10 protein-coding genes and 1 tRNA gene are annotated in these 12,941 nt (G+C 48.9%); 2 read left to right on the top strand and 9 right to left on the bottom strand.

All coding sequences use genetic code 11. From position 1 onward, the window contains the following. Positions 1-234 precede the first annotated feature (234 nt). The 6 genes from Q1A04_RS14555 to Q1A04_RS14530 all read right to left on the bottom strand — a co-directional run bounded on the left by Q1A04_RS14555 (position 235) and on the right by Q1A04_RS14530 (position 7,755). Complete coding sequence (locus Q1A04_RS14555; RefSeq protein WP_299707412.1) at positions 235-1,686, bottom strand: L-lactate permease; 1,452 nt, start codon at positions 1,684-1,686, stop codon at positions 235-237. A 29-nt stretch (positions 1,687-1,715) separates the two neighbouring features. Beyond that, entirely contained in the window at positions 1,716-2,708 is a 993-nt protein-coding gene (locus Q1A04_RS14550; RefSeq protein ID WP_299707410.1) for a 2-hydroxyacid dehydrogenase, read from the bottom strand. A gap of 62 nt (positions 2,709-2,770) precedes the next feature. After that, the gene (locus Q1A04_RS14545; protein WP_299707408.1) at positions 2,771-4,681 is read right to left on the bottom strand and encodes an ATP-dependent DNA helicase RecQ; all 1,911 of its coding nucleotides are present in this window, start codon (positions 4,679-4,681) and stop codon (positions 2,771-2,773) included. A 95-nt stretch (positions 4,682-4,776) separates the two neighbouring features. After that, a complete protein-coding gene (locus Q1A04_RS14540) occupies positions 4,777-5,565 on the bottom strand; it encodes a hypothetical protein (protein ID WP_299707406.1) in 789 nt (262 codons plus the stop codon). A gap of 323 nt (positions 5,566-5,888) precedes the next feature. Further along, positions 5,889-6,554 (bottom strand): ABC transporter ATP-binding protein, encoded by a 666-nt coding sequence (locus Q1A04_RS14535; protein ID WP_299707404.1) that lies wholly within the window; start codon positions 6,552-6,554, stop codon positions 5,889-5,891. A gap of 100 nt (positions 6,555-6,654) precedes the next feature. Next, positions 6,655-7,755, bottom strand: a complete 1,101-nt coding sequence (locus Q1A04_RS14530; RefSeq protein WP_299707402.1) for an AI-2E family transporter — start codon at positions 7,753-7,755, stop codon at positions 6,655-6,657. Positions 7,756-7,945: 190 nt separating this feature from the next. Here Q1A04_RS14530 and sucC point away from each other — a divergent pair, with 190 nt between their 5' ends. Beyond that, on the top strand, positions 7,946-9,148 hold the full coding sequence (gene sucC / locus Q1A04_RS14525) for an ADP-forming succinate--CoA ligase subunit beta (RefSeq protein ID WP_299707400.1): 1,203 nt from the start codon (positions 7,946-7,948) through the stop codon (positions 9,146-9,148). A 55-nt stretch (positions 9,149-9,203) separates the two neighbouring features. Here the strand turns inward: sucC and Q1A04_RS14520 are convergent, their stop codons facing one another. Beyond that, positions 9,204-9,620, bottom strand: coding sequence for an organic hydroperoxide resistance protein (locus Q1A04_RS14520; RefSeq protein WP_299707398.1), 417 nt, complete (start codon positions 9,618-9,620; stop codon positions 9,204-9,206). Between the two features lie 192 nt (positions 9,621-9,812). On the opposite strand from Q1A04_RS14520, the gene Q1A04_RS14515 reads away from it, so the two are divergent. Then, a tRNA-Arg gene (locus Q1A04_RS14515) sits at positions 9,813-9,886 on the top strand. A gap of 246 nt (positions 9,887-10,132) precedes the next feature. On the opposite strand, the gene Q1A04_RS14510 is transcribed toward Q1A04_RS14515, so the two are convergent. Then, positions 10,133-12,316, bottom strand: coding sequence for a peptidase domain-containing ABC transporter (locus tag Q1A04_RS14510; RefSeq protein WP_299707396.1), 2,184 nt, complete (start codon positions 12,314-12,316; stop codon positions 10,133-10,135). Positions 12,317-12,375: 59 nt separating this feature from the next. Further along, entirely contained in the window at positions 12,376-12,933 is a 558-nt protein-coding gene (locus Q1A04_RS14505; RefSeq protein WP_299707394.1) for a peroxiredoxin, read from the bottom strand. Positions 12,934-12,941: the final 8 nt, after the last annotated feature.

Here is a 12,941-nt window from a genome sequence, read left to right as displayed (position 1 = left end):
CCCGTATTTTCGGCAGATCATGTTGCAACCGGCAGCACCTGCATGATACTGCCTGCGAAACACCCCAACCATTTATAACAACAAAAAAAAACGGAAAAAAGTAGCACAATTTTAAAGTAAAGTAAGGCATTTACCTTGTTTTGGGTGAACTGTTGCCAAACAGGGATGTAAGCTGCCCTCTACTTAGTAAACAGGGCCATTACCGAACTATTGCTCTAAAAATACAGCGACTAGTTAAGCGATTGCCACCAGCAAAAAGCCAAGCAGACCAACCAGAAGACCGGCAAGCACGGTGGGGATCATATTAGCAGAAAGTATCGCTTTGTAGTTTTGGATATTGGCCACGGAGGCGGCGGCTATGATATTAAATAGGCAGACGGCATTGCCCAAGCCCGCCCCGCTCAGTTGCAAGGCCAACAGTATAACAGGGTCTATACCTAGCGCCACGGCTGTCTCAAACTGGGAGGCGCCAAACACCACATTCGAGATAGTAGTGCTGCCCGTAATGAAAGCCCCGATGATACCTACAAAAGGCGCAAACACAACATACGCAGCACCCAAACCGCTTAGCATTTCGGAGATATAGCGCACCATGGAGGGCTGCGTGACACCTGAGTAAATCATGAGCTGGGCGATGGCGATGGATGGGAACAGCACGACAAATACGGTCAGCATTTTTTTAAGCGGTTCGGCAAGGTATAGCGATTTACTTTTCTGCAGGAGCGCCACCCCCAAGCCCACCACCGCAAAAGGCAAAAGCGGTGAAGCCATCGGACGAATGGTCGCCCGTATACCTGTGCCGAACAAATCCTCGAAAGCCAGCTCCCAGCCAATCCACTCCCGGAGCCCACCTGATAGGCGGGGCAACAACAGTAGGAAGGCCAAAGCCGCATAGGGCAGCCACGGCTTCAGGTCGACTTTTACTCCCTTCTGTTTCAGGTATAGCACCGACAGCCCCAGCATGGTGAGCGCGCCCAGCACGGTGGCCAGTTCGGCTGCGAACCAGGCCAACAGCAAAAAGGGCACGGCGATGAACAGGTATAGCAGCAGCACCTGCCTTCGGTGCTGCAATTCGCCATGACTGCGAGACACCATACGGAATACCCACCACAGCATCAGCAGACCAGCCAGCACGCTCATACCCGCTGCCAAGAGGGCAACATGTCTTGTGTCCTCGTCGGACAGCCCCACCGGAATTTGCAGACCGGTAAGCAAAGGCGTGCCCACCGCCCCGAATATGGCGAAGAGTCCATCGAAAAGCAGCACCACCGCGATGGAGAGCACCGCCTCAAATCCCAGCGCGATCAGGATGAGCGGCACGATGGCGCCCGGCGTCCCAAAACCAGCCACTCCCTCAAAAAAAGCGGTCAGACCGATCGCCAGCAGGAAAAAGCGGATCTCTTTGGAAGGGTGCAGCTGATCGAGGGAGTGCGTGATCTGGGTGATGAGCCCATTGCGCGACATGATGTTGTAGAGGAAAGTGGCGCCCAGCACGATCATGAGAATTTGGATAGTGGTAAGCAGCGAAACACCCAAGGCCCCAAAGAAATGCGGCACGCCCGCTCCCCAATAGAAGAAAAGCACACCGGTAACCACCGCCACTACCAGTACCGCCACCTTTACACCGCGTGTTAGGGACAATACGATAAGCAGCAGAATCGGCAACAGCGAAAGGAGGTAGGACATCTCGGCAGGCTTCGTTTAGGACGGGACTCCTAGGCTTTCACTTCGTTCTCCAGCTGACGTCCGTGCTCAAAGTCGGAGATGTTCTGCAGCGTGACAGCGGCTATACTTTCGAGCGCATTGCTTGTGAGAAAAGCCTGATGTCCCGTGATGAGCACATTATTGAAAGAGAGCAAGCGCATGAACACATCGTCCTGTATCACCCGATCCGACAGATCCTCGAAGAAAAGGTCAGCCTCCTCCTCATACACATCAATTCCCAGATAGCTGATGTGGCCACTTTTCAAGGCTCCTATCACCGACTTTGTATCCACGAGCGCGCCCCGGCTAGTATTGATGAGCATGACGCCCTTTTTCATTCGAGCGATAGATTCCTTGTTGATGATATGATGGGTCTGCGGCGTGAGGGGGCAGTGCAGTGATACAATATCAGATTCGGCATAGAGCCTGTTCAAGTCCGTAAATTCAATGCCTATCTCATCAAACTCATCCCGCTTGAGAATGTCGTACCCCAACACGCGACAGCCAAAGCCTTTCAGAATCTGAGCGGTCACCAGCCCGATTTTGCCCAAGCCGATCAAGCCCACGGTTTTACCGTTTAGGTCGAACCCCATCAGTCCGTTCAGGGCGAAATTTCCTTCTTTCACCCGGTTATAGGCGCGGTGGGTTTTGCGGTTAAGCGTCAGGATAAGTGCTAAGGTATGCTCGGCAACGGAGTGAGGTGAATAGGCTGGTACGCGTACTACTTTCATCCCAAATTTTTGGGCTGCCTCAAGGTCTACGTTGTTGAAGCCGGCACAGCGCAAGGCAATTAACCGGATGCCTTGATCTGCCAGTTCCTGCAACACTTCCGCATTGGCCTCATCGTTCACAAATATGCAGACCGCCTCGTGGCCTTTTGCCAGCACGGCGGTACTTTTATTGAGCGGTACTTCCAGATAGGTGAGTTTGTGATCGAATTCGGCATTACACTTGTTAAAAAAAGTGCTGTCGTATACCTTGGAGCTGAAAAAGAGGACGTTCATGGCGGTGGGGCTTTGGATGACGTTTGTTTCCTATACGCAGAACCAGCACTTGGTTATACCTCTTACGGCACTGGGTATAGCTTACCGCTATCGCTATACCTGAGCAGGCCGGTATCAACGAGTTCGCGCAGCAACTCGGTCACCGTTTCGGCGTGCTTGGCCTCAAACTGCTGCACCAGTTCTTTTGGGAGCAGCGTCTGAGACTGCACCAGCGTCAGCAGCTTTTGCCGCAGCGCCTGTTGCTCCTGCCCTTCCCGCTCCTTCTTGCGCTGGGCTAGACAATAGTCACAGATGCGGCAGCTCTTGTCGAATAGCTCACCGAAGTACTCGAGCAGCAAAGAGGTGCGGCAGCGGTCTCCCGTTTCGACATAGTGCGCCATCTCTTTGGCTTGTTGCTTGGCCCGCTCGCGCAGCTGGTCCAGCTTTTTATGGTTGAGGGGAAGGTTGGCCGCATCCAGTCGCGTGGCCGTAAAGACAAGCTGTGGGGCATCGTGCTGAGGCTCGTATACCAGCACCTGCAATTTGTGCAGGTACTCCAGTTTGCGACGCACCTCCTGCTCGGGCTTTTTAAGGTATTCCGCCAGTTTCCGCTCCGAAACTTTAACAAAAGTGGTGAAGGCCTCTCCCCCATACAAGCGCAGAATCAGGCGCAGAAGCGCGTCGTGCTCGGCATTGGCCACCTGAAACTCATAAAGGGCCATGTTATCCAGCAAAAGGTATAGCCGCGACGGACTGTAATAGGCCTCGTTGAGCTGCACATAGCCTTCCCCCTCTAGCCGCTTGATAGCGTGGTGCGTTTCTAGTGTTTTAAGCTTATAGTTTTTGGCGAAAGCTGCCAGATCAAAATCAAAACTGCCCATGAAGCCACTTCCCACCGCGATCTGGTAGTAATTGGCAAGGCACTGGTATACCCTGCGAATCAACTCTATCGATGGGTGCGATTCAGTTACTTTCTGCAGCAGGTCCTTGGTGTCGCTGGGGCCGTAGAGCAGCGTGGCGTAGGCATACTTCTCGTCGCGTCCGGCACGACCTGCCTCTTGGTAGTAAGCCTCGAGGCTTTCCGGCAGGTCCAAGTGCACCACAAGTCGCACATCCGGTTTGTCAATGCCCATGCCAAAGGCGTTCGTCGCGACGATGACCCGCACCCGGTCCTCGATCCAAGCCTGTTGCGCCTTGTTGCGCTCTTCAAACTTAAGTCCGGCATGATAGGCTCCCGCGGCAATGCGGCGGCTTTGCAGAAAGTGCGCCAGCTCCACAGTCTGCCGGCGGCTGCGCACATACACGATAGCTTGCCCCGGCATGCGCTGCAGGATCTCGAGCAAGCGGCCGACTTTGTCCTCGGTGTAAAGGCAGGAGTAAGACAGATTAGACCGGGCAAAGCTCTTAACGAATACGTTTTGTTTTTTGAAAGCCAGCTTCTCCTGAATATCCTGTCGCACCTGTTCGGTGGCTGTGGCTGTCAGAGCGAGAACGGGCACATCGGGCAGTGTTTCGCGCAGCTCCGCCAGTTGCAGGTACGGTGGCCTGAAGTCATAGCCCCATTGCGAGATACAGTGCGCCTCATCCACGGCAAGCAGAGAGATTTTCATACGCTTCACCCGCTCCTGAAACAACTCTGTCTGCAGTCGCTCCGGTGACAGGTATAGAAACTTGATGTTGCCGTACACGCAGTTGTCCATGGCAATATCGATCTCACGACGGTTCATACCCGAGAAGATGGCCACGGCAGGTATACCCCTTTTTTTGAGCTGCTCCACTTGGTCTTTCATGAGGGCGATGAGCGGTGTGATCACCAGACAGAGACCCTCCATGGCCATAGCCGGCACTTGAAAGCAGATCGACTTGCCCCCACCCGTCGGCAGCAGGGCCAGCGTGTCCTGACCGTCCAGCACTGACCGGATAATATCCTCCTGCAGGGGCCTGAATTGGTCATAGCCCCAATAGGTTTTAAGTATGTGGTGGATGTCTTGCAAGGGTGTGAGTTTTACAAAGGCGAAGATAAGGTATAGCGGGCATAAAAAAAGCCCGCCTCAAAAGAGACGGGCTTTCACTGGTGTATATTTTGCTTTTAAGCGGCGGCGGACTGACCATCCTCGCGGTCTTCGATCACCTTCTTCAGCTTCTCGATGGCCTGCGCGGCACGCTCTTCATCAAAACGGTTGATGTTAAGCAGCATCTTGGTCTTTTCCTGACGCGTGATTACCGGGCTGTTCAGCAGTCGGATGATTTCCTCTTTCTGCTTGGCAGAAGCGTAACGCACGCCAGCTGTCGCCGGCTCAGCATCCGCGGCTGCGGCTTCAGCAGCAGCTGTGGCAGGAGCAGCTTTCATGGTTGCCTTTTTCTCGGTAGGAACAGCTGGCTTGGCAGACGAATCATTGCCTGCGTAGTCCATCTCCTCTACCGGGGTAGGCTCATAGCCAGCCGCCCTGATGATCCAAGCCAAGATGTTACGGTATGCCTTACCAATGGCACGGGTCTGCGCCATAGACGCAATCGCGAACTCTTGGTAGTACTTCTTGCCCTGCTCCTTGTTAGAGCAGATCGCAAAGCCAGCACCCACCACCTGCTGACTGCGCAGGTCCAATAGGTTTACCTTCGCTTGGTATTTGATCTCGTCGTCGGTGCTGATGTTCACCACATGCTCCACCACCGGCAATATGCCCAGTCGGGAACCAGCGTACTGCCAGCCTTCAACGTTTACGTATTCTTTACCTTGTATATTTTGGTATAACCTATTCTCTTTTATAAACTTAGCTAGGTCAATAGCTAAGTGAAGCGTCTCATCGGACTTCGCTATATCATAGCTTTCGACCTTCGGCTTCTTCTCCACTTTTGTCTCTTTATTCACTTGACTCATTTTCGTTAGCTTTCATGGTTTTAGTATATATATCAAACATACCTGCTCCTCAAATGGTGCAAAAAAGTCAAAAAAATATGCATTATAACTAACTGTAAATCAATTAGTTATAAATTATTTTCAACTAAATACGTTCTCCCCCGAATTCTGCCAAATTATCGCAATCATAGCAAAGGGGGGATATATAATACGTAAAAAAGTACAATTAGGATAAGGCTGCTAACAAAGCGCAATAGGACTATTGGGGCAAGCGGCAATTGCCTGAGCACCTTGAGCGGTCAGGTAGTCGGGAAAACTTCGGAAAATAAGAAAAGTGCCTTTGCTTAGGCCTTTACCTCCTGCACGATCAGGCCGTCTTTCATGACGAGGGTACGATCCGCCATAGTAGCCAACTGCTCGTTGTGGGTCACGATTACGAAAGTCTGGTTGAACTCATCGCGCAGCTTGAAAAAGATCTCGTGCAGCTCTTGGGCGTTTTTGGAGTCGAGGTTACCGCTGGGCTCATCGGCGAAGATAATGCGCGGTGAGTTGATGAGGGCGCGAGCCACAGCCGTGCGCTGCTGCTCACCGCCCGACATTTCGGAGGGTTTGTGGTGCATGCGATGCGACAGGTTGAGCATACTCAGCAGTTCTGCGGCCCGCTCGGTCACTTCCACTTCGGGGCGTCCGGCCAAGAAGCCCGGCAGGCTGGCGTTTTCGAGTGCCGTGAACTCAGGCAGTAGGTTATGAAACTGAAAAATGAAGCCGATGTGCGTGTTCCGGAAACGGGCGAGGTCGGCAGCGTTGAGGCGAGAGATATTCTTATCGTCGAAAAGCACATCGCCTGTATCAGCCGAATCGAGCGTGCCCAGTATGTGCAGCAGCGTGCTTTTTCCGGCGCCTGAGGCACCTACAATAGAAACAACTTCTCCGGCATGGATGGTCAGGTCGATGCCTTTAAGCACTTCCAGTGAACCGTATTTCTTGTGAACGTTAACTACCTGCAGCACGATGTGGCAATAATAAGTGTGGGCTTCAAATACAATGTCTGTCTGCCAAAGCTACAAAACAAAAGGAATAAGTACGGTACCCGCTCTTCAAAATTTAGCTTCAGCCTTTGCCGGAACCTACTTCAGGAGCACGACCTGAGCCGCCAGCGACATTATCCGGTACAGGCGATGCCGACTCTTCGAGTACGTCCTTGATGTATACTTCCCGCACGATCACCATGACGACTGCCAGCAGTGGCGCCGCCAAAAAAAGCCCTAGGCCTCCCTGCACTATGCCCAGCAGCACTTGAAAGAAAAGCAGCAGCGCCGGAGGCAACGCCACCGTTTTCTGGAAGATAAGCGGTGTTAGCACATAGCCCTCTATACCTTGGATGACACTGTATACCACGATCACCTGAAGCGCCATTTGCGGACTGTCCAGCAAGCCTAGCAAAATAGGCGGCACCCCTGCTATGATAGGTCCGATGTTAGGTATGAAAGCAAAGAAAAAAGCGAGTAGCGCCATCAGCAAGGCCAACTCCAGCCCTATGATTGTAAAGCCCAACCATACTGTCACCCCAATGAGGCACATGGCCAGAAACATACCCCAGAGCCACTGCCGCAGGGTGTCGTAGCATAGGCTGAGCACCTCGTATACCCGATTGCGCCTCATGACCGGAAAGAGTTTCACAAAACCCTTGGTGTAGAGCAGCGGGTTCGCAGCCAGAAACAAGCCTGTGATCAGAACAATAAGTAAATCAGTAAGAATACTCAGTGTGGAGGTGAACATATTCGTGACGCGCGAAAAGATGGCTTTGGACTCCGGTATCATCCTGCCCGTCCCATTTTCCACCTCTAGGAGCACCTGCCGCCCCCAAGTTGTCTCCCGCAGCTTTTCTTTCAGATCCTCCCATGCTTGGGGTATGGAATCACTCATTTCATTGACTTGATTCCCGACAGTTGGCGCCACGATAAAGCCTAAGCCGACCAGCATGCCAAAAAGCAATATTGTCACAATGGTTAGGCTGAGTCCCCTCCCAAAGCCTGTCTTAGCACTCAACCATTCTGAAAGGCTCGTGAAAAGCACAGCCAGCAGTATACCGGCGAACACCAGCAGTAGAAAATGCGTGAGCTGAATGATCAGGTAAAAGGCCGCCGCCACCAGAAAGAAAATAAATGCTGCCAGTGCAATTCGGCGGGTATAGGTGTAGATATCTTGCATGAAGGGCTGTTTAGGAAAATAATAGACCGAAGCTATATACCTTCCTCATTACTCTAAAAGCAAAAACATCGTTGCAAAGCGCCTCGTTGCACGCCCTCCCTTGCGGGTGTGATACTAATATTTTAAAAACCGATTACTTGAATTTAAGCCGATAAAGGCTTACTTTCGTGCGTCCATTAAAACTGAAAGCATGAACATACACGAATATCAGGCTAAAGAGATTCTGAAAAGCTACGGCGTTCGCATACAGGAAGGCATCGTGGCGGAAACGCCAGACCAAGCTGTAAAAGCGGCTATGAAACTGACCGAGGAAACCGGTACAGGCTGGCATGTAATCAAAGCACAAATTCATGCGGGTGGCCGTGGTAAAGGCGGTGGCGTGAAGCTGGCGAAGAACCTAGATCAGGTGAAGCAAATCGCCAACGACATCCTGGGCATGACACTGGTAACGCACCAAACTGGTCCTGAGGGCAAACTGGTACAGAAAGTACTGGTAGCGCAGGACGTATATTACCCTGGCGAATCGGATCCGAAGGAGTACTACCTAAGCATCCTGCTGGACCGCGCCAAAGGCCGCAACGTGATCATGGCATCTACTGAAGGTGGTATGGACATCGAAGAAGTGGCTGAGAAAACTCCTGAGAAGATCATCAAAGAGTGGATCGACCCTGCGGTAGGTTTGCAAGGCTTCCAAGCCCGTAAGATCGCTTTCGCATTCGGTCTGGAAGGCGAAGCTTTCAAGGAAATGGTGAAGTTTGTTTCTAACCTCTACAAGGCATTTATCGAAACAGACTCTTCCATGTTCGAGATCAACCCTGTTCTCAAGACATCTGATAACAAAATCTTGGCCGTTGACGCGAAGGTTGACCTAGACGACAATGCACTGTTCCGTCACAAGAACCTAGCTGCCCTGCGCGACCTTTCAGAGGAAGATCCGTTGGAGGTTGAAGCGAGCCAGTCTAACCTGAACTATGTGAAGCTGGACGGTAACGTTGGCTGTATGGTAAACGGTGCCGGTCTTGCGATGGCGACGATGGATATCATCAAGCTTTCTGGCGGTGAGCCTGCTAACTTCCTCGACGTAGGGGGTGGGGCAAATGCGCAGACGGTTGAAGCTGGTTTCCGCATCATCCTGAAGGACCCGAACGTGAAGGCTATCCTTATCAACATCTTCGGCGGTATCGTTCGTTGCGACCGTGTTGCCAATGGTGTGGTAGAGGCTTACAAGAACATCGGTGACATCCGAGTTCCGATCATCGTTCGTCTACAGGGTACAAACGCTGAAGAAGGTGCTCGCATCATCGACGAGTCTGGCCTGAAAGTTTATTCTGCCGTAGCGCTGAAAGAAGCCGCTGATAAAGTAAAGCAGGTTTTAGCTGAAGTAGGAGCTTAATTCCAACAACATAAAAAAATAGAAAGGGCTGCCAGATTTGGCAGCCCTTTCTATTTTATACAATGTCTAATTCTACTTTGATATTGCCACGTGTACCGATAGAGTAAGGACATACCTCGTGCGCTTCGTCTACGAGCTCTTTTGCTTTGTCCTTTTCAAGCCCCTGCAGGTGCACCTCCAGTTTCACACCCAACCCGTATTTACCGTCCTCCGACTTAAGCAGATCCACGTGGGCTTTCACAGTAGACTCGGGATTTAACCGGATGTGCTGCTTACCGGCCACCAATAGTAGCGCGCTCTGGAAGCAGGCTGCATACCCTGCTGCAAACAATTGCTCGGGGTTAGACTTTCCCTTCTCCCCTCCTATGCCTTCTGGCAATGAGAGCGGCATATCGATTACTCCGTCAGATGATGTTACATGGCCACGACGGCCGCCGGTGGCAGTTACCTCTGCCGTATATACTTTCTCCATAGCTTTCTGAGATTCAATTGAGTGTTTTAAAATATTGTTTATAAACTCAGAACGGCTTCGTATTGTTTTAGGTATGAAGCAATTAACAGCATTACTTATTTTCATACCGCTCTGTGCCCCCTTTGTGAATTATAATTATTGATACTAAAATTTCCTTTTTAGCGCATTGTTCCTATTTTTGCAACACGGAAAGCACCCGTAGTTCAATTGGATAGAATATCGGATTTCGGCTCCGAGGGTTAGGGGTTCGAATCCTCTCGGGTGCACAAGTACAATTTCAGGCGCTAGCTACTCTAAAAGTGGTTAGCGCTTCTTTGTTTATACACCGCTTAATTAGAAAGCCTTTTAATAAATGTAAGCTTCCTCAATTTTCAGGACATTGTAATGCTTGTTTTGCGAATTACAATTTCTTCCTATAATTAATTCTACTAGGCTTTAAAGTTAAGCGAGTGATAAGCTCAGGTGAGGCAAACTAGAACGGTTCAGTAGCTTCCATAGTAGCAAAAGCACTTTTACAGTGTATAATCAATTAAAGACTGGCTATAAAGATTGTCTTTAGCAACCAATTTCTCATGGCTCCCGGAATCGGTTATTCGCCCCTCTTCCATCAGATAGATTCTGTCGGCTGTTTTAGCGGTATGAATACGATGCGTCACCATAACTACCGCCATCTCATCTTTCAGCACTTGTAGTAAATTCAGGATAAAGTGTTCTGTATGTCGATCCATGGCTGAAGTAGCTTCATCGAGCAATAAAAGCTGGGGGCGTTTAAACAAAGCCCGCGCAATAGCCACCAGTTGCTTCTGCCCGCCTGACAAATTAATTCCCTCCTCACCTATAAGTGTCAGGTAGCCTTGTGGCAACTCCGAAAAGTATTTGTCGAAACCATACTGCTGACAGAGCATATGAAACTCTTGTACTGAGCCACCACCTACCATTACATTTTCTAAGAGGGTGCCATTAAAGATTTTGATGTCTTGATGCACTGAAGCAATAGCAGATCGCCAAACGGTTGTTGGTATTTGTCTGACATCTTGGTTGTTGACTAAAATATGGCCGCTCTCAGCAGGATAGAATTTTTGTAACAACTGTAAAAGGGTACTTTTGCCACATCCACTTTCGCCTAAAATGGCAATAACCTCGCCTTTATTCACAGCAAATGAAATATCCTTCAAAATAGCTTTCCTACCCGGAAAGCGAAAAGAGAGTTGTTGTACGTTTAGGTCAAAAATTTCAAGCTCGTATACCGGCTCCTGCTCTTTTATATATTCTGGTTCCACGGATACATACTCGTACATTCTGTCGAACGCAACATACGCTTCCTGTATCTGAAGATTTGTCTGAGCCAAGCGATGCACAGAGGGTATGAGGCTTCCAACCATGGATATTATCGCTACCATTTCACCTATCATTAGCTCCCCGTCAAGCACTAAGTATGAAGCCAGAAATAAAATAGAAACCGTCATAGTCACCCCCAGCACTTCGGAAACCAGCATAAATTTATTTGCTATTTTGCCTAGCGTGAATCCCGATACTTGATACAGTTCAAACACTTGCTGTGTAGCGGTAGCAAAGAATCCTTCCCGGTTGCTTTCCTTAATTGCAGCCACCCCTTGTATATTATCTACATAAATACTTTCTGTGCGGGCATAAGCGGCCATTACTTGTTGCTGCTGTTTTTTAATCGGATTGATAAACCTAAGAACAGTTAAAACGATGATAGGAATAAATGCTATGCTCACAAAAGCAATAGGTACAGAATAAATAAAGAGAAAAGTTACCGTAATGGCGATCACCAACATGTCCACAACTACGGTTCCAGTAATATAAGCTATGTTTTTCTGTATGCGCTGCGTGTCATTCAGACGAGCTGTCATATCACCAGTTTTACGATGATCAAAGAATGACTTCGGCAAGAAAAAAAGAGAATTTAGAAAGGCGCCTGTAATTCGCTCATTAAAAGCCTTGCTTTGTTGCAGAACAAAAAGCTGCCGGATATAAGTGAGACCACTTTTTAACAACAAGATAAAGAGCAATATGACTAAACCTGCTATCAAACGATTCATATTGCCCGCCGGAAGAATTACATCTATCAATCTCTGTGAAAATATGGCTAGAGATAAACCAGCTATGGTAGTCATTAAACCAAGAACAACAGTGATAACAAGTATATTTACATCTTCTTCTATCAGGTTCTTAAACCACTGCCATTTATTCTTCATTTCAGTTTTTTGAAGAATGAAGTCAGTGCCAGGTACTAGTAGCAATGCTGCTTTGCTACACCAAATTTGACTCAGCTCCGCTTCGTTCATTTCTACTACACCCTTTCCAGGATCCCCTATCAAAAAACGTCTTTGTCCGGGATGAGAATTCTGACACTCTCCATAGTACACCACATAATGCTGCATCCTACCCTCTAAGGTCACATGCAAGATGCATGGTGTCTGTTGCTGCCGCAGGTGCTCAAAATCCATCTCAACTCCATCAACCTTCAACCCATTCTTTTCAGCGCATTGGTAGATGCCCAACATAGTTGTACCACTAATGCTGGTGCCGCTTTCTTCCCTCAGTTTCTCCAGTGACTGGTTACCTCCATGGTATTTGATAATGCTTAATAGACAAGCTACACCACAGTCGCTCTGATCATGCTGGCGCTTAAAGGTTTGGCGGACGTATTTTAAAGAAGGTGTCATCATATTTGTTATGTGAGGGCAGTATAAGGGCTTGAGCCAGATCTTGCTGGTACAGTGTTACACTAATTGGATGGGTCTGTATCCTCACCTACACTATTGGCAAAATGTAGAATTGTTGATAGTTTGGTTTCTCCCCTGAAATGTTTTACAAGCGTTTTATCTTTCTGGTAAATAAAAATATTGGGCACACCCGAAACGCCAAAGTGCTTATAGAAACCATCTTTATCATCCATTAAGAAATGAAAATTAGCTTCATTATGCAGGTTATAGCCAGTCGCAAATTCCTGTATTTTAGATTTATCTGCAGCACTCACCAGCACCCATATTATATTTTTAGTCAAGTTCTTGTTATCCTGCAAGGCTTTTGCTTCATGTTTGCAGTATTCACAGTCAGGATGAAAATATATGATAACAATAGGTAATTGGCCTTTTACTAGTGCATCAGACGAAACAGCTTGGCCACTAAATGCATCAGTAAACAAGAAGGAAGGTAGAATTTCCCGTGTCTCGTTGGCCAAACTTCTAATGCTGGCTTTCTGAATTATTAGTGTACTTAAAATAAGAATCGCTGCCACCACCACACATGATACAGCAACTTTCAATATTTTTTGTGTTCTCATGAATAGTA

The sequence above is a fragment of the uncultured Pontibacter sp. genome (genome assembly GCF_947499215.1).
Taxonomy (GTDB): Bacteria; Bacteroidota; Bacteroidia; order Cytophagales; family Hymenobacteraceae; genus Pontibacter.
The sequence above is the reverse complement of the archived record's forward strand: the minus strand, read 5'-3'. Positions and strand labels throughout refer to the sequence as shown.

Coding starts and splice junctions, on each gene's coding strand:
- Q1A04_RS14510 (WP_299707396.1), bottom strand. CDS start 12,316: ATGATGACACCTTCTTTAAAATACGTCCGCCAAACCTTTAAGCGCCAG.
- Q1A04_RS14530 (WP_299707402.1), bottom strand. CDS start 7,755: ATGCAAGATATCTACACCTATACCCGCCGAATTGCACTGGCAGCATTT.
- Q1A04_RS14555 (WP_299707412.1), bottom strand. CDS start 1,686: ATGTCCTACCTCCTTTCGCTGTTGCCGATTCTGCTGCTTATCGTATTG.
- Q1A04_RS14520 (WP_299707398.1), bottom strand. CDS start 9,620: ATGGAGAAAGTATATACGGCAGAGGTAACTGCCACCGGCGGCCGTCGT.
- Q1A04_RS14550 (WP_299707410.1), bottom strand. CDS start 2,708: ATGAACGTCCTCTTTTTCAGCTCCAAGGTATACGACAGCACTTTTTTT.
- Q1A04_RS14540 (WP_299707406.1), bottom strand. CDS start 5,565: ATGAGTCAAGTGAATAAAGAGACAAAAGTGGAGAAGAAGCCGAAGGTC.
- sucC (WP_299707400.1), top strand. CDS start 7,946: ATGAACATACACGAATATCAGGCTAAAGAGATTCTGAAAAGCTACGGC.
- Q1A04_RS14505 (WP_299707394.1), bottom strand. CDS start 12,933: ATGAGAACACAAAAAATATTGAAAGTTGCTGTATCATGTGTGGTGGTG.